Genomic DNA, 21,426 nt, shown 5'->3' with positions numbered 1-21,426 from the left:
GACCAGACATGACGAAGCCCGCCGCGACCACTCCGCTCATCCCCGAGCAGCGGCGCGAGCTCATCGTGAAGCACCTCCGTCGTGAGGGGGTGCTGAGCTACCGGCAGATGACGGATCTGCTGGGCGTCAGCCACATGACGATCCGTCGTGACATCTCCGCGCTGGAAGAGGCCGGCCGCGTGCTCGCCACGCCGGGCGGGGCCAAGATCGCCTCCCGCATCGTGGCCGAGCCGCCGCGGTTCGAGAAGGCCGGTCAGGACGTGGCCGCCAAGGACGCGATGGCCCGCCACGCCGCGTCGCTCGTCACGGAGTCGATGACCGTCTACCTGGACGCGGGGACGACGATCCAGGCCATGCGGCCGCACCTCGAGCACGTCGACGACCTCACGGTCGTCACGAACGATCTCGCGATCATCGCCGCGTTCCTCGACCACCCGAGCGCCGACGTCATCGCGATCGGCGGGCGCGTCGACAGGGACAACCAGTCGACCACGGGCCGCCTCGCCGCACTGACCCTGCACGAGCTCTCGATCGACATCGCCTTCCTGTCCTCGTCCTCCTGGGACCTCCGCCGCGGGGTCACCACGCCCACCGAGTCCAAGATCGCGCCCAAGACCGCAGCGCTCAAGAGCGCCGGGGAGGCCGTCCTCGTGGCAGGCAGCTCGAAGTACGGCACGTTCGGGCGCTACCGCGTGTTCGACCTGACCGACCTCGACCTGATCGTGACCGACTCCGGCCTGAGCGACGCTACGGCGAGCGGGATCGAGGAGCGCGGCGTCTCGGTCGTCCGCGCCTCGGGCGAGACGCCCTGAGGCCGCGACGACCGCACGCCCCGCTCCCGAGGCCCGGCCGCCGCGCGACTCCTGAGGCTCGCCGCCCGCCCGGCCGGCCTACCCGCGAAACCCCCTCTCCTCGTCGAGACCCCCTCCCACATCCGTACGCAGGAGGGGGTTTCGGCGGGCGGAGGGGGCTTCGGCGGGCGTGCCGCACTCGGGGCCGCTAAGGACCTCCGATCCCGGCGCCCCGGGCCCCTCGGGGGAGACGGGCTCAGACGAGACCGGCGACCGAGCTGGTCACGATGAGCCAGCAGATCGGCATCGCCCTCGGCGCCCCGGTGATGTCCGCCGTCGTCACCGCGGTCGTGACGGCGTCCCTCCTACCCGGGCTGCGCGTCGCGCTCGGCGTCAATGCCGGGATCGCGATCGGCGCCGCGGCCCTCATCGCCGTGTTCCTTCACCCGAGGGATCCGTCGCGCGGGGCCGCCTGAACCCTGGGCAGGGCGCGCCGTTCCGACGGGACGTTGCCCACAGACCCTTGGCGAGTTTCGAACATATGTACTAGGCTGAGGTCATGTCGGGAGTCCAGGACGCATACCTCCTCCGGAGCCGGGAGATCGTAGAGCGGTGCCGTGCGCTGGATGCGGAGATCGCGGTCCGGGAGGCGGAGAAGGCGGCACTGCTGGGCGAGCGCGTCGAGTTGCTGCTGCGTGAGATGCCGGCGGGGAGTGCCGGGTTCGAGCAGGCGGAACGGTCGATGTTCGCGGAGATCTCCGCCGCGCTGCACCTGTCCCGGACGGCGGCGGCGAAGGCGCTCGGCACCGGGTGGGCGCTTCGGGACCGGTTTCCCGCGACGATGTCCGCTCTCGCCCAGGGCCGGATCAGCGCCCGGCACGCGTCCGCGATCGTGCAGGCCGCACAGGCCCTGGACCTCCACGACCACGCCGCGCACGCCGCTTACGAGGAACAGGTCATCCCGTACGCCGCCGCGGAGACACCGGCACGCACCGAGGCGTTCGCCCGCTCCGTCGCCGCATCCGTGTCGCCCCGGACGATCACCGAACGCCTCGCCCGCGCCCGCGCCGGGCGACGCGTCACCGTCACGGACGCCGACGACGGCATGAGCTGGCTCTCCCTGCTCCTCCCCTCCCCGATCGCGCACGCCGTGCACGACCGCCTCACCGGCATCGGGCGACAGATCCGCATGCTCCGCGCCGCCGAAGACTGCGGCGCCTTCGACAGTCCCCCGGGCCCCGACAGCCCCCAGGGCCCCGACGGGACCACGCCGCCGACGCCCGCGGAATGGGAAGAGCTCACCGGATTCGAACACCTCGTCGCCGACCTCGACGAACCCCTCACCGACGACCGCACGCTCGACCAGATCCGCGCCGACATCGCCGCGGACCTCCTCCTCGCCGCCACCACCGACACCCTCACCGAGACCGGCACCCAGGCGATCCGCGGAACCGTCCAGGTCACCATCGCCGCGACCACCCTCCACGGCGACGACGACCGGCCCGCCGAACACGACGGTCACGGCCCCGCCGACCCCGCCCTCGTCCGCACGCTGGCCGCCGACGCCGAGCGATGGGACCGCCTCTTCCTCGACCCGACCGGAATGCTCACCCGCACCGACTCCTACACCCCCACCGAACGCATGCGACGCCACCTCCGCGCCCGCGACCAACACTGCCGATTCCCCGGATGCCGCATGCCCGCCCGCCGCACACAGACCGACCACACCCAGGACCACGCCCGCGGCGGGCCCACCGACATCACCAACCTCGCCTGCCTCTGCGCCGGGCACCACGCCCTCAAACACCCCCACCACGACGACCGGTGGAGATGGTCCGCGACACAGAGCCCCGACGGCACCCTCATCTGGACCGACCCCACCGGACGAACCCACACCGACCACCCCACACCCCGCGTCCAGTTCGTCTGACCGCCGCGGATGACGGGGCCTTCACTCCGCGCTGCGCAACGCGTCGAGCGTCGGCCAGGGGGCCCCCGACCGAAGCACGTCCATGAGTTCCTGCCTGACCTGCGGACCGTTCGGGAACCGGTCGCCCCTCTCCCAGCGCCACGCCGCCACCATCGCCAGGACGAGCTCCCGGCAGTCATCACGCAGGCTGCGGTCGAGGCCGGGGTAGAGCTCGGCGACCTCCGCCGGGACGTGCGCGACATCGAACTCGACCGGACCCCGGCAGACGGTCTCGAGATCGATGAACCGGGCTCCCGCGGCGGTGGCGATCACGTTCCCCGGGTGCGGCTCGCCGTGAAGCAGCTGCTCGGTGCCGCGATCGTGGATCGCTCGTCCGAGGTGGATCAGGCGACCGCGCAGGAACTCCCGATCCCCGTCGCCGAGCTCCGGCGACAGGGCCGGGCTCCCGACGACGTCGAGGGCGGCGGCGACCCGCGCGGTGAACCGCGGGACCGATGTCGCGACGGTCCGCATGCCCGCGTGGAGCCGCACGAGGGCGTCCGCGTACTCGCGTGCCGTCGCCGCCGATGCCACCCGGTCCAGAGGCTCCCACAACGTCACGGCGAACCCGTCCTGCACGTAGACGCGCGGGTCCGCGCGGGGGTCCACGCGCCCCACCGGGCACCCGGCGTCGGCGAGCGCCTGCGCGAGCTCGACTTCGAGACGGGCGGCGGCATGCTCGCCCCGTCCGACCCGGGCGACGATGTCGGCCGGGCGCAGCCGCAGCGTGAGCCGGTTCGCCTCCTGCAGGATCGACACCTGCGCGACCGGCAGACCCAGGCCCGCGCAGACGGCCTTGGCGGCGTCGAGCGCACGGATCGACTCGGACACGACGGGCCTCCCTCCTGAACGCGGCCCTTGCCACTCAGCCCGAGGTTACCAAGAGTAAGCTACGAATGGTAAGTTACGTGCGACCGTCACGTCTCGCCCTGAACGGAGGAGCAGTGCCCCCACACGAGACGCCGCCTCTCCCGCGGCGGCTGCCGAAGGCGCAGCGTCGCGCCCAGCTGCTCGCCGCGGCGCGCGATCTGATCCGCGAGGAGGGGACGGACCGGCTCACGCTCGGCCGTCTCGCCGAGCGGGCGGGGGTCGCCAAGCCCCTCGTCTACGACCACTTCGGGGACCGCTCGGGGGTGCTGGCCGAGCTGTACCGAGAGTTCGACGCCCGTCAGCATGCCGCCCTCGATGCGGCGCTCGCACAGGTCGAGCCGGACCTGGACGCCGTCGCGGATCTCATGGCCGGCGCGTACCTGGACTGCGCGCGAGCCGAGGGGCGCGAACTGGCCGACGTCCTCTCCGCCCTCACCGGCTCGCCCACCCTTGAGCGGCTCCGCTGGGACGCCACCGACGCGTATCTCGCCAAGTGCCGCTCGGCGCTGACGCCGGTCGCCCGGACGCCCGTCGACACCGCGGGGCTTCACGCCGTGGCCGGGGCCGCGGACGCGCTCTCCCGCGCCTCGCTCGCCGGCGAGCTGGATGAGGGTCGCGCTCGACGAGCCCTGGCGCGCATCATCGTCACCGTCGCCGGCGGCTGAACGCAGGGCGCGGACCCGGCCCGCAACAGACCACTCGCGGCCCACAGAACCCGACAGACAGAACCCCACAGACGGAACACCGATCGAGAGGACTCCCATGACGATCCACCACCCTCCGCGCCCGGGACACGCGCTCTGGGTTCTCGCGCACCCCCGGGGCACGTCCTTCAATCGCCGTCTGTTCGACGCCGGCACGGAGGCTCTGTCCCGCCGCTATGAGGTCGCGACCTCCGACCTGTACACGCAGGGATTCGACCCCGTCCTCTCCGATCGCGACCTCGCCGTCGAGGACGGGCGCCCGGGCAACGTCGTGGAGCTGCAGGGCGTGGCGTACGAACAGGGGCTGCTGCCGGCAGACGTGCAGGCCGAGCAGGCCAAGCTCGCCGCCGCCGAGCTGCTCGTGCTGCAGTTCCCTCTCTGGTGGTACGGGGTTCCGGCGATCATGAAGGGCTGGCTCGACCGCGTCCTCGCCAACGGCTTCGCGTACGGCGACGCCGATCCGGAGCTCGGCATCCCCCGCCGCTACGGTGACGGCGGCCTGGCCGGGCGACGCGCCCTCGTCATCGTGACCGCGGGCGAGGACGAGCGCTCGATCGGGCCGCGCGGCATCAGCGGCGACCTGGACTCTCTGCTGTTCCCGCTGACGCACGGCGCGCTCTGGTACGTGGGGATCGAGTCGCTCGCGCTGCACGTCGTGCATGACGCCGACGGACTCGGCACCGACGGATTCGAGCGGGAGATCCGCCGCCTCACCGACCGGTTGCAGCACCTCGACGACGAGCCCGGACGCCCCTTCCGGCGGCTCCGCGACGGCGAGTACCGGGGGACGCGAGCACTGCGAGACGACATCCACCCCGGCCGGACCGACCTCGGCATCCACCTCGCCGAGCCCGAGGGCCGGTCCGCGTGACGCTGCGGCTCGGCCGGATCGGAGGTTGAACGGACCGCGCCGAACCTGAAGAAGTGTGGCGGAGACGGAGGGATTTGAACCCTCGGTCCCCGTGAGGGGACTCCACCTTAGCAGGGTGGTGCACTAGGCCTGACTATGCGACGTCTCCGTGCGCCCGCTCCGAGGAACGGACACGCCTGACCATCCTAACGGCTCCGAGGCGAGGTCGCGAACCGTCCGCGGACGCGCACGGCCCGACCGACGCGCGAGAGGGTCCGCGACGCTCGGCGTCACGGACCCTCTCCTCACCCGTGCGATCCCCACCCGTGCGATCGGATGACCCGCCCGTCCGGACGGGGGACCGCCCGGGCGGTCAGGCGACGTAGTCGCCGATCAGCGCGCGGTCGTGGGTGTACGGGGCGTCGAGCGCGTGCGCGTCGATCCCCAGCCCCTCCGCCGCCTCGCGGATGCGGTCGCCGAGCTCGGCGGCGATGCGCACCGCCTCCGCGTTCTCCCGCAGCCGCTCGGGACGCGTCGCGCCGAACAGCAGCGACGCCACCTGCGGGTTCGTCAGGCACCAGGCGAGCGAGAACTGGGCGGGCGTGATCCCGAGGCCCTCCGCCGCCTCGACGATGGCCGGCACGGTCGCCTTGATCTGGGCCCGGATGTCGCCCACGTCGATCCCGATGTGGCGCTCCGGCTCCAGGATCCCCGCGAGGATGCCGCCCTCCATGGTGTCGGACGCGTGGATGCTCATCCCCGTGCGCGCGACCACCTCGCGGTACTGGTCCTCCACCACGTTGCGACGGACGATCGAGTACTTCAGCTGGGCGAGCTGCGGCCCGGGCTTGCCGATCGAGGCGGCGTGCTCGTGCGCGGCGAGCAGGTCCTCCGGCACCCAGTTCAGCGCGCCCCAGCACCGGGCGCGTCCGCTGTCGACGACCTCGGTGACCTCGTCGACGAGCTTCTCCACGCTCATCCCGGGACGGGGGTGCTCGATGATGAGGACGTCCGCATACTCCTCGTCCACCCGGCGCAGCATGCGGTCGGTCTGGTCGCTGAGGGACTCCGACGGATAGTTGAAGTACCAGAGCTTCTCGGCGAGCTGGTAGTCCTCACGGCGCGCACCCGCCTCGCGGATCAGCCGGCTGAAGATCATCTCGGTGTGCGGGGAGTTGCGGTAGTACGCCACGTCGAAGAACGTGATCCCGAGATCCAGGGCGCTGCGGACCAGGTCCACCCCGGCCTCGAAGCTCAGCCGCGAGTAGGTGTACCAGGATCCCAGCGAGAGCCGGGAGACCTCGATGTCCGTCGTGCCAATGGTTGCCGTGTTCATGCGTTCTCCTTGTCGGTTGCCTGCTGTGCGGCGATGAGCTTCGCGACGAACCGCCGGGTGCGGTCCGAGCGCGGTGCGGCGAAGACCTGGTCGGGTGGACCGGTCTCCACGATCTGTCCGGCGTCCATCACCACGACGACGTCGGAGATCTCGCGGGCGAGCTCCATCTCGTGCGTGACGACCACCATGGTCATGCCCTCCGCGGCGAGGCCTCGGATGACGTCGAGGACCTCGCCGACGAGCTCGGGGTCGAGGGCGCTGGTCGGCTCGTCGAAGAGCATGATCTCCGGGCGCATCGCCAGCGCCCGGGCGATCGCGACCCGCTGCTGCTGGCCGCCGGAGAGCTCCGTCGGGTAATGCCCGGCGTGCCCCGACAGCCCCACTCGGGCGAGCTCCTCCCTCGCGGCGGACTCGGCCTGGGCACGGGGCACCTTGAGCACCTGCACCGGTCCCTCCGAGACGTTCGCGAGAGCGGTCATGTGTGGGAAGAGGTTGAAGTGCTGGAACACCATCCCGAACGGGCGGCGCTGGCGCACCACGTCCCGCTCCCGGACCCGCATGAGGCGCCCCCGGACGGTCTCGATGCCGAGCCGCTCGCCGCGCAGACGGATCTCTCCGCCGTCCGTCTCCTCCAACTGGTTGAGGCACCGCAGCAGGGTGGACTTCCCGGACCCCGAAGGCCCGATGATGCTGACCACCTGTCCCCGCGCGAGGTCCAGGTCCACGCCGCGGAGCACCGCCGTGCCGTGGAACTCCTTGACGAGGCCGCGCACGGTGAGGATCGTCTCGGTCATGCCGGCACCTCCGGGGCCTTGAGCTTGGATCGACGGACGAATCCCCGCGAGTAGTGGCGTTCGAGCGCGCTCTGGCCGACCATCGCGATGCTCGTGAGCACGAGATACCAGAGGCAGGCGACGAGCAGCATGGGGATCGTCTGGTAGGTCCGCCCGTAGACGAGCTGGACCGAGGTCAGCAGCTCGGTGAAGCCGATCACCGACACCAGCGACGTGCTCTTGAACAGCGTGATCAGCTCGTTGCTCAGCGGCGGGATGATGACCCGGATCGCCTGCGGCATGATGATCCGCCGCATGGCGCGCGCCTTCGTCATCCCGATCGCCCCGGCCGCCTCGTACTGCGCCTTCGGCACGGAGAGGATCCCGGCCCGGTAGATCTCCCCCACGTAGGCGGCCTGGATCAGGGTCAGCCCGATCAGCGCGGCGGTGAACTTGTTGATCACGTCGTTCGTCTTGACCGAGAAGAACACGATGTCCGTGAAGGGGATGCCGATGGTCAGCTGCGGGACGAGCGCGCCCAGGAAGAAGATGAACAGCAGGACGACGAGGGCCGGGATCGCCCGCATCAGCCAGATGAACACGGTCCCTGCGGCCTTCAGCGCCGGGTTCTCCGACATCCGCAGGTAGGCGACGACGCCTCCGGCGAGAAGTCCGGTCACCGCGGACAGCAGGGTCAGCCAGATCGTGTTCATGACCCCGCGGAGGATCTCCTCCTTGAAGAGGTACTCCCCGACGAGGTTCCACTGCCACCCGGGCGTGGTCACCATGAAGTGCACGACACCGACCAGGACGAACGCGCCGACCAGGCCCCAGATCCACCAGGACAGACGCCGGCGGCCGATGTGCGGCGTGGCCAGCACCGGCTCCGGAGGGCCCGTCCGCGTCTTCTCCGCGACGGTGGTCATCAGAACTCGGATCCGTTGATCTCGATCTCGTCCATCGCCAGGCTCTCGCTGCCCCAGCGCGCGAGGATCTCGGCGTAGGTGCCGTCCTCGAGCATGCTCTGCAGGGCGGCGCGGACGGCCTCCGCCATGTCGGCGCGGTCGGCGGCGATCGCGACCCCGTACGGGGCGTACCACATCAGGTCGCCCACGAGCTCGAACTGCCCGGGCGTCTCGGCGAGGATCACGTTGATCGGCGAGATGTCGGACCACGCCACCTCCGCCTGCTGCGACTGCACGGCGAGGACCGCGGCCTGCACGGAGTCGTACGCCTGGATGTCGATCGGATCCTTGCCGGCGTCCGTGCAGGCCTTGTTCTCCTCGTCGGCACGCGTCTGCTGGATCGAGCTGATGGTGACGGCGAGCGAGTGGCCGCAGAGGTCCTCGACGCCGCTGATGTCGGCCGGCGCGAGCGCGCTGCCGAGCAGCGCGGTGCCGCCCTTGAGGATGTCGACGAAGCTGACGGTCGTCCGCCGCTCCGCGAAGTCGCCCGCGGCGAGCGCGGCGTCGTACCGCCCGGACTCGACGCCCGGCATCGTGCCGCCGCCGGAGACCTGCTCGATCTTCAGCTCCAGGTCGAGGCGGTGCGCGTACTCGGCGGTGAGGTCGGCGACGATGCCGATGATCGAGTCCCCGCCCTCGGGGACGTACTGCAGCGGTGCGACCTGCCCGGAGCCGGCGGCGATCCAGACGCCGTCCTCGTCGGCGGGGACGAGATCGGCGAACTGTCCCTTCTCGCCGGTCGGGGTCCGGATGTCCGTCGGCAGCGCGAACGCGGGCGCCATCTCCTCGCCGGCGTCGTCGGCGTCGGCTCCGCCCGCGCCGCCCGCGGCACAGCCGGTAAGCGCCAGCGCGACCAGGGACAGGACGGCCAGGGTTCTCGTCGTACGGGGGAATTGCATGGGTTCTCCTCCTTCGCAGCCCATGAGTGGCTTCGCCCTCAGTATCGACACGGGTCCGCAATTTAGTCAAGACTTTGTTTTGTTTAGTTATGCTCGATACCGAGGCTGTGTCAGCATGGGCACCGAGACAGGGAGGTCCGTTGGAAGACGGCGAAGCCACGAGCGGCGTCCATTGGACAGATGAGAACGGCGAGCCGCGACACGATCCGGTCCTCGCGGACTGGTGGTTCACCCACTACGCCTACCGCGTCCTCGGCGAGCACTTCCCCGGCGTCGACGCCGACGCGTCCCGCCTCGTGATGCGGCTGCGGCGGGCCACAGGCACCCTCAGCGAGCTCGCGAGATCCGGCCTCGCCGACCATCGCGCCCCCTCCACGGCGGGTCAGCGCATCCTGCTGACGCTGATGCTCGCCGGCCCTCTCACACAGGCGCAGATCGCCGACTACTCGGGGATGAGCAGGGCCGCGGTCTCGTCGGCGGTGCGCACCCTGATCGTCGACGGGATGATCTCGCGCACGCCCTCCCCGAAGGACGGCCGGGCGGTGCTCCACGCCGTCACGCCGCACGGCGAGGAGGTCTATCGGGAGGCGTTCCTCGCGCGCAACGCCAAGGAGTCGGAGCTGCTCCACGCCCTCACGGCGAAGGAGTACGCGCAGCTCATGCAGATCCTCGAGAAGCTGATGTCCTACGCGGCGTCGCATGCCCCGGACGCACGGCTCCTCGAGGCCGAGGAACCGTCGGACGACGCGCGCTGAGCGACATCCGCGCCCGGATCGCCGGGCTCAGCGCCCGGTGGTGGAGGCGCGGACGACCAGCTCCGGCCGGTACCGGACCGGCTCCGCCAGCCCCTCCCCCTCGCCGAGCAGGAGATCGACGGCCGTCGCGCCGATGAGCGACGCGGGCTGGCGCACCGAGGAGAGCGGGATCACGGCGGCCGCCGCGAAGTCGATGTCGTCGTAGCCGACGAGGGCGAGATCCTCCGGAACGCGAGCGCCCCCGGTCATCACCATGCTCTGCAGGATCCCCAGCGCGACGAGGTCGTTCGCCGCGAAGACGCCGTCCGGCCGCTCCGCGGGCGCGCGCTGCAGCAGGAGCTCCCCCGCACGACGCCCCTCCTCCACGGTCAGCGCACGGGTGGCGAGGAACTCGATCGCCGCCCCCGCCTCGGCCGCGGCGGACTGCGCACCGCTGAGACGGTCCGAGACCTGCGGCAGCGTCAGCGGTCCGCCCACGAAGGCCAGTCGTCGGCGACCGAGGGACAGCAGGTGCGCGGCCGCGATGCGCCCGCCCTCTCCGTCGTCCACCGACACCGAGGCGAAGCGCGGGTCGCTCGAGCGCCGGTCCACCAGGACCGACGGAATGCCGCGCTGGTGCATCCGGCCGAGCAGCGGCGTCGCGTCTCCCACCGGCGTGATGAGCACGCCCGACACCCGCTGCTCCTCGAACAGCGCGAGGTGGGTCGCCTCGCGCTCCGCCTTCTCGTCGCTGTTGGCGACCAGCACGCTGCGCCCGTGCTCCTCGGCGCGCCCCTCCGCGCCGCGGACGACCTCGGCGAAGAACGGGTTGCGGATGTCGAGCACGACGAGTCCGATCGTGCGGCTGCGGCCGGCGCGCAGCTGCCGCGCGGCGTCGTTGCGGACGTAGCCGAGCCGCTCGATCGCCGCGTGGACACGCGCGACCGTGTCCGCCGAGACCCGCTCAGGGCGGTTGAGCACGTTCGACACCGTCCCGACCGACACCCCGGCGTCCTCGGCGACCTCACGCACGCTCACCGCCATCGCGCCCCCTTCTCGCACAGCGAGCCTAGGGCATGGGCGCCGGACCGCACGGTCCGCCCGGCGCCCGCCGGACTCGCAGCGCGACGCAGGTCAGGCCGCGAAACGGTGTTCCCCGCCGACCACCTCGTGCGTCGTGCCGTCGGGCAGCACGATGTCCGCGGGGACGCCGTCCGGGATCACGGCGTCGAGCACGAACCGATCCCCGTCCGTCCGCCAGGACACCTCGATGTCGCCGACCCGCGAGGCGTACCGCGTCCGCGCCCAGGTCAGCCCCGGACCCGGCACCGGCTCGATCCGGATCCGGGCGTATCCCGGCTCGGCCGGACGGATGCCTCCCACGACCTGGAAGATCCAGTCGGCGACGGCCCCGAGCGCGTAGTGGTTGAAGCTCGTCATCTCCCCCGGGTTGATCGACCCGTCCGGGAGCATCGAGTCCCACCGCTCCCAGATCGTCGTCGCCCCCATCGTCACCGGGTACAGCCACGACGGGCACTCCCGCTCCAGCAGCAGCCGATAGGCGTCCGCGACGTGCCCGGTCTCGGACAGCGCCCAGGTCACGAACGGCGTGCCCGCGAACCCGGTGGTCACCCGGTAGCCGCCCTGTCGGACCAGCTCCGCGAGCCGGTCCCCCGCCCGCACCCGGTCCTCCTCCTCCAGGAGCCCGAAGCAGATGGCGAGCGCGTAGACGGTGGTGCAGTCCGAGCGGATCCGCCCGCCGTCGACGTAGTTCTCGCGGAAGGCGGTCCGCGTCCGCTCGGCGAGGTCCGCCCATCGCTCGGCGTCCTCCTTCCGCCCGAGGACCGCCGCCGCCTCCGCCGCGAACGACGCCGAGCGGTACAGGCACGCGGTCGCCACGACGTGGGGATCGGCCTTCGCCGCCGCGGGGTTCTCCGGCGGCGCATCGGGGTCGAGCCAGTCGCCGAACTGGAACCCCCGGTCCCAGAGCCCGTCGGGCGACAGCATCCGCTGCACCGACTCGAGATGCAGGACCATCGCCGGATAGTGCGCGGCGAGCCGGTCCCGATCCCCGTACGCGTGCCACAGCGCCTGCGGCACCCACACCGCCGCGTCGCCCCAGACGGCCGTCGGCCCCATCTCGGGGAACGCGAAGTCCTCGCCGAAGTACGCGTACTTCAACGCGTCGGGGACGACGATCGGGACGAACCGATCGGGAGCGTTCTCGGTCTCCGCCCGCAGATCGCGCAACCAGTCGTCCAGGAAGTCCGCGACGTCGTAGACGAAGGCCGCCGACGCCGCGAACGCCGCGATGTCGCCCGTCCACCCCAGGCGCTCGTCGCGCTGAGGGCAGTCCGTCGGCACGCTCAGGAAGTTGCCCCGCTGCCCCTGCACGACGTTCTCGACCAGGCGGTCGACGAGCGGGTCGGAGCAGGAGAAGGAGCCGGTGCGGCGCATCTCCGAGTGCACCACGACGGCCTCGAGGTCGTCCGCCGTCAGCTCGCCCGGCCAGCCCTCGACCTCGGCATAGCGGAAGCCGTGGAACGTGAAGGTCGGCTCGAAGACGTCGTCCCCGCCCGACAGCACGAACACGTCCGTGGCCTCGGCGGCGCGGAGCGGTCGCGTGCCGAGCTCGCCGTGCTCGAGGACCTCCGCGTGCCGGATCGTGACCTCCGTGCCCCGCGGGCCGCGCACGCGCGCCCGAATCCATCCGACGAGGTTCTGCCCGAAGTCGACGAGAAGGCGTCCCGACGGCGACCGGTCGATGCTCACCGGGCGGATCGCCTCGTGCCGGACCACGGGCGGACCGCTCTGCGGGACCAGTCGCGCGCGGTCCACCGCCAGCGCCTCCACGGGCAGCGCCTCCCCGGGGAGGGTCTCCCCGGCCTCGCCGCCTCCGCCGCCCCGGAGCCGGGCGTCGATGGTCTGCCCGTTGTAGAGGGAGTTGCGGGTCGTCTCGGACCCCTGGGCCGCCCAGCCGCCCTCCGAGGTCTCGACGCTCTGCACGGAGCCGTCCGCGAACGTGAGGCGGAGGGCCGCGCAGACGGCGATCCGGTCGCCGTAGTCGATGTCCGCGCCCTCGAAGCCCAGCTTCCCGCGGTACCAGCCGTTGCCGAGGTGCAGGCCGAGCCGGATCGGCCCGCTGCCGTCGCGCACGAGGTCGGTGACATCCCAGGTCTGGTACGGCAGCCGCCACTCGTACGCGCTCCACCCCGGATCGAGGACCGACGACGAGACGGCACGGCCATCGATGCTCGCCTCGTACACGCCCAGTGCGGTGGCGACGAGCTCGGCCTTGCGGACCTCGGCCCGAGGGCGAGCCGGTTCGACGTCCCGCGTGAACCGGATGGCCCGGTCGCGCGGGGCGGGCGCGGTGAGGAACGCGGCGGCGTCGAGGGGGGTCGTCATACGGGGATCTCCTTGTTCGGGGCGGCGGGCGGGCGCGGTCACGGCTGAGGGGTCGGCACGGCGGCGGTCGCCGCTTCCGGATCGCGCCGCGCCTCCTCCTCGAACTGGTTGCGGCGCTGGCCGCGGAAGGCCAGCAGGGCGACGACGAGCCCGATCGCGACCACCGCGCTCAGGACGCCGTAGAGCCCCTGCGGGCTGACCGCGACCAGCGAGGGCGTCACGAACGCGAGCAGGGCGGCGACCACGCGCGCCACGGCGATGATGCTCCCCTGCGCGGTGGTGCGCAGCAGCGTCGGGAACGACTCCTGCGTCCACACCTTCATCATCCCCTCGAAGGCGAACGCCCCGCCGATTCCCATGAAGACGTTCATCGCGACGATCGTGGGCAGCGAGAACCCGAGGAGGGCCGGGGTGAGGTAGCCCAGCAGGAGGATCACGGCTCCGATCGTGAAGTAGGTCATGCGGTGTGCGCCGTCGACGATGCGCATGAACCAGAGGCCGCAGAGCAGGCCGATCGGGAACGTCAGGAGGCCCAGCGCGGAGTTGGTCTCGACGGAGATCCCGGCGACGTTCACCGCGAGGTAGGTGCCGAACTGGCCGCCCGTGTTCGCGCCGACGTTGGTGAGCGTGTAGAAGACCAGCAGGGCGACGAACGGGGCCAGGTACGGCGGGCGCAGCAGATCCCGCACCGAGGCGCGGTCCGCGCGGATCGTCGCGACGCCCCGGCGGCGCTCGTCCCGCGCCGCGAGCCACGACGGGGACTCGGGGATGGTCAGGCGCGCGAGGAAGATGAGGACGGCGATGACGCCGACCTGCGCGAACAGCAGCTGACCACCCAGACGCCCCCATCCGCCGGCGATCGTCGAGATGATCACGGTTCCGAGGATGCCGACGACCCACAGGATGTTGGAGAGCCCGATGATGGCGCCGCGGTTCTTCTCCGTCGCCGCCTCGGCGATGGTGGACAGGGACACCGGCAGGTCCGCCCCGGTCCCGACCCCGGCGAGGATGACGCCGGCCAGCAGCAGCGGGAAGCTGTCGCCGAAGACGAGCAGGGCGATGCCGATGATGACGAGGACCATCGTGGCGAGGAACACCCGGCGCCGGCCCAGCAGGTCGCCGAGGCGGCCGCCGAACACCGCTCCGGCGGCGATGCCGAGGGTCAGGACTCCGGACAGGATGCCGATCTGCTCGGGCGTGATCCCGATCGTGTGCTGGTAGATGACGAGGGCGATGCCGGTCGCGACGATCGTCGCGGCGTCGATGTACGACGCCATGCCGCAGACGATGCCGACCCACCACGGGTTGGGGCGGCGGACGGCGGGAGCTTCGACGGCCATGGTTCTCCTTTGAACGTGAGCGTGTGAATGAACGTGAGCGTGTGAACGCGAGCGGCCCGGTCGGTGACGCCGGATGGGGTTCCGGCGCCGGGCGAATCGGGAGGGTGACTGCACGCTAGCAGGGAATGAATCGATTCACAACCAGTCTCGAGGAAGAGGCTTGACGCCAGGCGCTCACGTCATTCTGACCGACTTGACCCCCTTCGGTCTTCCGCATTACATTCATCTCAGACTTGAATCGATTCAGAGCAAAGGAGCCGTCGATGCCTCTCCTCCTCACCGACCTGCGGGCCGATCACCTCGTGCGCCCGCTGGCCCTGCGCCGTACGAGCCCGCGGCTCACCTGGCGCCTCTCGGCCGAGGGGACCCGGATCCTGCCGCGCGCGCATCGGATCCGCGTCACCCGCGCCCGGGACGGAGAGCCCGTCCACGACACCGACTGGCTCGACTCCGCCGAGTCCGCCGCGGAGCTGGCCGGGTTCAGCGGTGAGCCCGGCGCCGAGTACCGCTGGGACCTCTCCGTGCGCGGCGACGACGGCACGGTCGCCACCGCCTCGAGCACCTTCGGGATCGGTCTCGCCGACTGGGACGCCGCGTGGGTCGAGCCCCCGCAGCAGCCGGTCCTCGTCGAAGGCCCGCTGGAGCTGGGGCCGGAGGTCTTCGCCGCCGCCGACACGGCCACGCCGCCCGGGGACCGCCTGCACCCGCCCCGGTACCTCCGGCAGAGCTTCGACCTGCCGTCCGCGCCGGTGTCCGCTCGACTGCGCATCACGAGCCAGGGCGTGCACCATCCGTCCGTGAACGGCCGCCCCGCCGGCGACGGTCTGCTGGCCCCCGGCTACGAGAGCTACCAGCACGAGATCTCCGTGATGACCCACGACGTCACCGCGCTCCTGCGTCCCGGCCGAAACGTGCTCGGGGTGATCCTGGGCGACGGATGGTACGCCGGGCGGATCTCGATCCTCGGGCGCAGCGCGCAGTACGGCGACGTCCTGCGCGCGACCTGGCGGCTGGAGGTCGACCTCGCCGACGGATCGCAGCATGTGATCCGCCCGGACGAGGGTGTGCGCAGTGTCCGCGGCCCCATCGACTGGTCCGACATCTTCATCGGCGAACGCCACGACGCCCGCGCGGAGATCGACGGGTGGGACACGCCGGACGGCGACGACGCGTTCGCCGACGGGGCGCCGTGCGCGCTCGTTCCCGTCGAGGTCCCCCTCGTCCCGTTCGTCGGAGAGCCGATCCGCCGCGTCCGCGAGCTTCCCGCACAGGCCGTGCTCACGACCCCCTCCGGCGAGACCGTCGTCGACTTCGGCCAGGTGCTGGCCGGGCGCGTGCGCATGAGGGTCCGCGGCGAGCGCGGCACCGTCGTCCGTCTGGAGCACGCGGAGGTCGTGGACGCGGAGGGGAACTTCCTGGACAACATCCTCGGCGTCAACAAGGACCAGGCGGACGAGTACGTGCTGGCCGGGCGCTCGGAGGGCGAGGAGTGGGAGCCGCTGTTCACCTTCCACGGCTTCCGATACGTCAAGCTCATCGGCTACCCGGGGACCCCGGATCCCGCGGACTTCACGGCGGTCGTGATCGCCAACGACCTGGAGGCCACCGCGTCCTTCACGTCCTCCCATCCGCGGCTCGACCGCCTCGTGGAGAACACGGTGTGGTCGCAGCGGTCCAACTTCCTCGCCGTCCCGACCGACTGCCCGCAGCGCGAGCGCGCCGGCTGGACGGGCGACCTGCAGATCTTCGTGCCGACGGCCGCCACGCTGATGGGCGTCGCGGCGTTCCTGGAGCGCTGGCTGCGCAACGTCCGGGTGGACCAGGCCGCCCACGACGGCGTGGTGCCGATCATCGTCCCGATGCCGCCGGCGATGGACGACCCGACGCGCCCGAACGCGGGGCTCGGCGGCATCCATGCCGCCGCCGGGTGGGCGGACGCGATCACCATCGCGCCCTGGGAGCTGTACCGCCACTACGGCGACCCGCGGTTCCTGCGCGACAACCTGGACGCGATGCGGGCGTGGGTCGAGTACCAGACCGCGGACGCGGCGGCGACCCATCCCTCCCGGATCGATCCCGACACCGCGTCAGAGGAGGTGCTCGCCCGCCACCGCCTGCTGTGGAACGGCCAGCCGAACTTCGGGGACTGGCTCGCGCCGTCGACGCTGGACGGCTCGCGCCCCGAGGCGGCGGGGCTCGACGAGTTCTCTGCCATCATGCTCGCTCCGCAGCTCACCGCGGAGCTGACCGGCCCGCTGTTCCAGATCCGCTCGCTCGACCTGTACGCGGCCAGCGCCGCCGCGCTGGGCGAGCACGACACCGCCGCGCGGGCCCGGGAGCAGGCGGCCGCGGTCCGCGCCGCCTTCGCCGCCGAGTACGTGGGCGAGGACGGGCGCATCGGACCGGACATGCAGGGGATCGCGGTCCTCGCGCTGGCCTTCGACGCCGTCCCGGCCGAGATCCGCCCGCGCGTCGTGGAGCGCCTGGTCGAGCTCGTCCACGCCGCCGGCGACCACCTCGACACGGGGTTCGTCTCCGTGCCCTTCCTGCTGGACGTGCTGTGGGACAACGGCCACCGCGACCTCGCCCGGACGCTCCTCACACAGGACACCGCGCCGTCCTGGCTGTACGAGGTCGACCACGGCGCGACCACCATCTGGGAGTCCTGGCACGCCGTGCACGAGGACGGCACCGTCGAGCGCATGTCGATGAACCACTACGCCTTCGGCTGCGTCGTCGACTGGATCATGCGGAGACAGGCCGGGATCGAGGCGATCGAGCCCGGCTACCGGGTCACGCGGATCTCGCCCGACCTCGACGGCCCCCTCGACCACTGCCGCGCCCACGTGGACGCGCCGGCCGGGCGCATCGCGGTGGACTGGCGCCGCCGCGACGCCGACGCGGATCTGACCGTCGAGATCCCGATCGGCGTGCGCGCCCGCCTGGACGCCGGCCCGGGCTGGCGGGTCGACGCCGACGACGACCTCGGCCCCGGAACCCACACCGTCCGCCTCCTCCGTAGCGAAGAAAGCACCGCATCATGACCGCACTCCCTTCCGACGTCCTCAGCGCCCTGGAGAAGCAGGCGATCGAGCTCCCCTCGTGGGCGTTCGGGAACTCCGGGACCCGTTTCAAGGTCTTCGGCAGCCCCGGCACGCCGCGGGACCCGTACGAGAAGATCGCCGACGCCGCCCAGGTGCACGCGCACACCGGCCTCGCCCCGACCGTCGCGCTGCACATCCCGTGGGACACGGTGGACTCGTTCGCCGACCTCCGCCGGCATGCGGAGGATCACGGCGTCGCCCTCGGGACGGTCAACTCCAACACGTTCCAGGACGACGACTACCGGCTCGGCGCCCTCACCCACGAGGACGAGCGGATCCGCCGCAAGGCGATCGACCACCACCTGGCCTGCATCGACGTGATGGACCAGACCGGCGGCCGGGACCTCAAGATCTGGCTCGCGGAGGGATCCAACTACCCCGGGCAGGCCGACATGCGCAGCCGGCAGGACCGCCTGCACGACTCTCTTCAGGAGATCTACGACCGCCTCGGGGACGACCAGCGACTCGTGCTCGAGTACAAGTTCTTCGAGCCGGCGTTCTATCACACGGACGTGCCGGACTGGGGGACGAGCTACGCCCAGGTCGTCGCGCTCGGCGAGAAGGCGATGGTGTGCCTGGACACCGGCCACCACGCCCCCGGGACGAACATCGAGTTCATCGTCATGCAGCTGCTGCGCCTCGGCCGGCTCGGATCGTTCGACTTCAACAGCCGCTTCTACGCGGACGACGATCTGATCGTCGGCGCGGCGGATCCGTTCCAGCTGTTCCGCATCCTGGTCGAGGTGATCCGCGGCGGCGCGCTCAACAACGCCGACGTGGCCTTCATGCTCGACCAGTGCCACAACATCGAGGACAAGATCCCCGGGCAGATCCGCTCGGTGCTCAACGTCCAGGAGATGACGGCGCGCGCGCTGCTGCTGGACCGCGAGGCGCTCGCGGCCGCGCAGCGGGCGGGCGACGTCCTCGGCGCGAACGCCGTCTTCATGGACGCCTTCGCCACGGACGTGCGCCCCGCTCTCGCCGAATGGCGCCAGTCCCGCGGCCTCCCCGCCGACCCCATGGCCGCCTATGCCGCCTCCGGGTACGCCGAGCGGATCGCCGCCGAGCGCGTCGGCGGCGCCCAGGCCGGCTGGGGCGCCTGAGCCCGGGGGCCGATCCGGGGCCGGCGGTCAGGCGCGGGCGAGGTATTGCTCGCGGATGACCGGGTGGTGATCCGCCGGGACGGAGCGTGCAGAGGCGTCCTCCCAGGACGGCCGCTCCCCGGTCAGGGCCCAGCCCGCCTGCACCGCCGCACCTCGGGCCACGGCCTCCTCGATCCCCGGCACCACGACGGGCAGATCGAGCACCTGTGCCGAGATCGCGGACACCGCGGCGTTGCGCGCGGCACCGCCGATGAGAAGCACCCGCCGCGCCGGGACCCCGCACCGCCGGATCGCGTCGAGCCCGTCGGCGAGGCCGCACAGCAGTCCTTCCACCGCGGCGCGCGCCAGACTCTCGCGCCGAGTGGACGTCAGCGTCATGCCGAACAGCGTCGCCGTCGCGTCCGGTCGGTTCGGGGTGCGCTCGCCCTCGAAGTACGGCTGCAGCACCAGACCGCCGGATCCGGGCTCCGCATCGAGAGCGAGGCGGGCGAGCCCGGCATGGTCGACACCGAGCAGCCCTGCCACCGCGTCGAGCACACGGGCAGCATTGAGGGTCGCCACGAGCGGCAGATGATGACCGCTCCCGTCGGCGAAGCCGGCGACCACCCCCGTCGGATCGGAGAGTGCGCGTTCCGAGACCGCGAAGACCGTGCCGCTCGTGCCGATCGAGATCACGGCGTCCCCCGGCCCGACCCCCAGTCCGAGCGCGCCGCCGGCATTGTCGCCCAGTCCTGCGCCGATCACGACCCCGTCCGGCGTGGTCCCCATCCGCTCCGCCGGGCCGAGCACGCGGGGAAGGACCGGCACGCGACCGAACGCCTGGCGCAGCAGATCGGCGTCGTACGCGCCGGTGGCGGCGCTCCAGTATGCGGTGCCGCTGGCGTCGGAGCGGTCAGTGGCGAGCTCCTCGAGCACGGGACCCCGCCCGCCTGACCCCGCGGGGCCGAAGCCGCGCAGCCGCCAGGAGAGCCAGTCGTGCGGCAGGGCGACCGCGGCGACCCGGGCGGCACGGTCCGGCTCATGGTCACGGAGCCATCGCAGCTTCGCCGCCGTGAACGAGGCGACCGGGACGAGCCCGACCCGACGCGCGTACTCATCCGCGCCGATCTCGGCGACCAACGCGGAGGCGGCGTCCGCGCTCCGGACGTCGTTCCACAGCAGCGCGTCGCGGACGACGTTCCCCTCGGCGTCGAGCGCGACCAGGCCGTGCTGCTGCGCGGCGACGGAGACCGCGGCGACCCCGTCCAGCCCGCCGGCGTCAGCGATCGCCGCCCGCAAGGCCGTCCACCAGGCTTCGGGATCGACCTCGGTCCCCGGCGGATGCGGGGCTCGGCCGGCCCGGACCGTGCGTCCCGTGGCGAGATCGTACACGCTCACCTTGCAGCTCTGCGTGGACGAGTCCACCCCGGCGACATACGTCCTCGGCATCCGCTTCTCCTGTCCCGCCGCGGGACACGGGTCACCGCCGTGCCCGTGTCCCGCCCTCCGTCATTCCGTCTGACCGGTGAGGCCCTCGTAGGCGATGTTGCCCGTCTTCAGGTTCTTGTTCGTCATCTCGGTGAGCTGGTCGAGGAACGCCGCGCGCTCGGTGACCACGTGGGCAATCGCCTCGTCGACATTGTCCTTCGTGATCGCCGGCATCAGGTAGATCGGGTTCTCCTCGACGTCCTCTCCGCGGACCACGGCGGCCGCGTAGGCGACACCCGCCGAGAGCTCGACGGTGCCGTTCTGCAGCGAGGTCCCCACGAAGTCACCGTTCTTGACCGCTTCGAGGCCGTCGGCGATGCCGTCGATGCCGACGATCGGAACGCCGGTCATCCCCGCCTCCTTGAGGGCCTGCAGCGCGCCCAGGCCCATGTCGTCGTTCTGCGCGATGACGCCGTCGATGTCGTCCCCGAACGCGGAGATCCAGTTGCTGACCTTGTTCACGGCCTCGTCCCGCTTCCAGTTCGCGGTGTCCTTGGCGAGGACTTTCATCTCCGGGTGCTGCGCGAGGACGTTGTCGATCCCCTTGCCCCGGTTGATCTCCCCCGAGCCGCCGAGCGGCCCTTGCAGGATGATGACGTTGCCCTTGCCCTCGAGCGCGTCCACCATCATCTGCGCCTCCTGCTCACCGGCCGCCACGTCGTCCGGCTGCACCGAGCCGGTGAGGTCGGGGCTGTCCAGCGCGGCGTTCACGTCGAAGAAGGGGATGTCGGCGGCCTTCGCCGCGGCGATCTGCGGCTGCAGCGAGTCCGCCTGAACCGGGATGACCACGATCGCGTCGACGCCCGCGGTGATGTACTGGTCGACCTGGCTCGCCTGGGTGTTGACGTCGAGGCCCGCCGAGTTCCACAGGATCTCGATGTTGTTCTCGTCCGCGTAGCGCTCGATGCCTTCCTTCCCCTCCGTGACGAAGGAGGACATGTCGTAGACGCTGACCCCGATGGTGATGCGCTCCTCGCCGCCCCCGTCGCCGCCGGCGTTGGCGGACGGGTCTCCGGCACCGCACCCGGCGAGCGCCAGCCCGGCGACGGATGCGAGGACGAAGGTCGCGACGGTGCGGCTCTTCTTGGTGAACATGTGATTCCTCTCGTTGGT

The 21,426-nt window shown here is 71.7% G+C and carries 18 protein-coding genes and 1 tRNA gene; 8 read left to right on the top strand and 11 right to left on the bottom strand.

Annotation, left to right across the window (positions count from 1 at the left end; genetic code table 11):
* Window positions 1-8 precede the first annotated feature (8 nt).
* The 3 genes from MR1_RS01995 to MR1_RS01985 all read left to right on the top strand — a co-directional run bounded on the left by MR1_RS01995 (window position 9) and on the right by MR1_RS01985 (window position 2,721).
* Window positions 9-812: a DeoR/GlpR family DNA-binding transcription regulator gene (locus MR1_RS01995; RefSeq protein WP_067242910.1), complete on the top strand. Its 804-nt coding sequence runs from the start codon at window positions 9-11 to the stop codon at window positions 810-812.
* A 266-nt stretch (window positions 813-1,078) separates the two neighbouring features.
* Window positions 1,079-1,267 (top strand): hypothetical protein, encoded by a 189-nt coding sequence (locus MR1_RS01990; RefSeq protein ID WP_067242909.1) that lies wholly within the window; start codon window positions 1,079-1,081, stop codon window positions 1,265-1,267.
* An 83-nt stretch (window positions 1,268-1,350) separates the two neighbouring features.
* Entirely contained in the window at window positions 1,351-2,721 is a 1,371-nt protein-coding gene (locus MR1_RS01985) for an HNH endonuclease signature motif containing protein (protein WP_067242908.1), read from the top strand.
* 21 nt (window positions 2,722-2,742) lie between these two features.
* On the opposite strand, the gene MR1_RS01980 is transcribed toward MR1_RS01985, so the two are convergent.
* Window positions 2,743-3,591 (bottom strand): phosphotransferase, encoded by an 849-nt coding sequence (locus tag MR1_RS01980; protein ID WP_067242906.1) that lies wholly within the window; start codon window positions 3,589-3,591, stop codon window positions 2,743-2,745.
* Between the two features lie 113 nt (window positions 3,592-3,704).
* Between MR1_RS01980 and MR1_RS01975 the strand changes: the two genes are divergently transcribed.
* Together MR1_RS01975 and MR1_RS01970 are read left to right on the top strand one after the other, a co-directional pair.
* Window positions 3,705-4,295, top strand: a complete 591-nt coding sequence (locus MR1_RS01975) for a TetR/AcrR family transcriptional regulator (protein ID WP_255218067.1) — start codon at window positions 3,705-3,707, stop codon at window positions 4,293-4,295.
* Window positions 4,296-4,392: 97 nt separating this feature from the next.
* On the top strand, window positions 4,393-5,205 hold the full coding sequence (locus MR1_RS01970) for an NAD(P)H-dependent oxidoreductase (RefSeq protein ID WP_067242903.1): 813 nt from the start codon (window positions 4,393-4,395) through the stop codon (window positions 5,203-5,205).
* A gap of 56 nt (window positions 5,206-5,261) precedes the next feature.
* On the opposite strand, the gene MR1_RS01965 is transcribed toward MR1_RS01970, so the two are convergent.
* From MR1_RS01965 to MR1_RS01945, 5 genes are all read right to left on the bottom strand, one after another.
* Window positions 5,262-5,353 (bottom strand) — tRNA-Ser (locus tag MR1_RS01965).
* A gap of 204 nt (window positions 5,354-5,557) precedes the next feature.
* Entirely contained in the window at window positions 5,558-6,520 is a 963-nt protein-coding gene (locus MR1_RS01960) for an aldo/keto reductase (protein WP_067242901.1), read from the bottom strand.
* The gene (locus MR1_RS01955; RefSeq protein WP_067242899.1) at window positions 6,517-7,314 is read right to left on the bottom strand and encodes an amino acid ABC transporter ATP-binding protein; all 798 of its coding nucleotides are present in this window, start codon (window positions 7,312-7,314) and stop codon (window positions 6,517-6,519) included. Before MR1_RS01955 ends, MR1_RS01960 begins: the two co-directional genes overlap by 4 nt.
* Complete coding sequence (locus tag MR1_RS01950) at window positions 7,311-8,219, bottom strand: amino acid ABC transporter permease (protein ID WP_067242897.1); 909 nt, start codon at window positions 8,217-8,219, stop codon at window positions 7,311-7,313. Before MR1_RS01950 ends, MR1_RS01955 begins: the two co-directional genes overlap by 4 nt.
* Window positions 8,219-9,157, bottom strand: a complete 939-nt coding sequence (locus tag MR1_RS01945; RefSeq protein ID WP_067242895.1) for a transporter substrate-binding domain-containing protein — start codon at window positions 9,155-9,157, stop codon at window positions 8,219-8,221. The genes MR1_RS01950 and MR1_RS01945 overlap by 1 nt, the downstream gene beginning before the upstream one ends.
* A gap of 140 nt (window positions 9,158-9,297) precedes the next feature.
* On the opposite strand from MR1_RS01945, the gene MR1_RS01940 reads away from it, so the two are divergent.
* Complete coding sequence (locus MR1_RS01940; RefSeq protein ID WP_067242893.1) at window positions 9,298-9,912, top strand: MarR family winged helix-turn-helix transcriptional regulator; 615 nt, start codon at window positions 9,298-9,300, stop codon at window positions 9,910-9,912.
* A gap of 27 nt (window positions 9,913-9,939) precedes the next feature.
* Here the strand turns inward: MR1_RS01940 and MR1_RS01935 are convergent, their stop codons facing one another.
* The 3 genes from MR1_RS01935 to MR1_RS01925 all read right to left on the bottom strand — a co-directional run bounded on the left by MR1_RS01935 (window position 9,940) and on the right by MR1_RS01925 (window position 14,639).
* Window positions 9,940-10,935 (bottom strand): LacI family DNA-binding transcriptional regulator, encoded by a 996-nt coding sequence (locus MR1_RS01935; protein WP_067242891.1) that lies wholly within the window; start codon window positions 10,933-10,935, stop codon window positions 9,940-9,942.
* Between the two features lie 90 nt (window positions 10,936-11,025).
* Window positions 11,026-13,299 (bottom strand): alpha-L-rhamnosidase, encoded by a 2,274-nt coding sequence (locus tag MR1_RS01930; protein WP_067242889.1) that lies wholly within the window; start codon window positions 13,297-13,299, stop codon window positions 11,026-11,028.
* 38 nt (window positions 13,300-13,337) lie between these two features.
* Entirely contained in the window at window positions 13,338-14,639 is a 1,302-nt protein-coding gene (locus MR1_RS01925; protein ID WP_217996164.1) for an MFS transporter, read from the bottom strand.
* 263 nt (window positions 14,640-14,902) lie between these two features.
* Between MR1_RS01925 and MR1_RS01920 the strand changes: the two genes are divergently transcribed.
* The gene (locus MR1_RS01920) at window positions 14,903-17,683 is read left to right on the top strand and encodes an alpha-L-rhamnosidase (RefSeq protein ID WP_067242888.1); all 2,781 of its coding nucleotides are present in this window, start codon (window positions 14,903-14,905) and stop codon (window positions 17,681-17,683) included.
* Entirely contained in the window at window positions 17,680-18,846 is a 1,167-nt protein-coding gene (rhaI, locus tag MR1_RS01915) for an L-rhamnose isomerase (RefSeq protein ID WP_067242887.1), read from the top strand. Before MR1_RS01920 ends, rhaI begins: the two co-directional genes overlap by 4 nt.
* Window positions 18,847-18,873: 27 nt before the next feature.
* On the opposite strand, the gene MR1_RS01910 is transcribed toward rhaI, so the two are convergent.
* Together MR1_RS01910 and MR1_RS01905 are read right to left on the bottom strand one after the other, a co-directional pair.
* The gene (locus MR1_RS01910; RefSeq protein ID WP_067242886.1) at window positions 18,874-20,274 is read right to left on the bottom strand and encodes a xylulokinase; all 1,401 of its coding nucleotides are present in this window, start codon (window positions 20,272-20,274) and stop codon (window positions 18,874-18,876) included.
* A 60-nt stretch (window positions 20,275-20,334) separates the two neighbouring features.
* Window positions 20,335-21,408, bottom strand: coding sequence for a substrate-binding domain-containing protein (locus tag MR1_RS01905; protein WP_067242884.1), 1,074 nt, complete (start codon window positions 21,406-21,408; stop codon window positions 20,335-20,337).
* Window positions 21,409-21,426 lie beyond the last annotated feature (18 nt).

It is taken from the genome of Microbacterium resistens NBRC 103078 (assembly GCF_001552355.1).
Lineage (GTDB): Bacteria > Actinomycetota > Actinomycetes > Actinomycetales > Microbacteriaceae > Microbacterium > Microbacterium resistens.
Note: the sequence above shows the minus strand (reverse complement) of the source record. Positions and strands in the feature narration are given on the sequence as shown.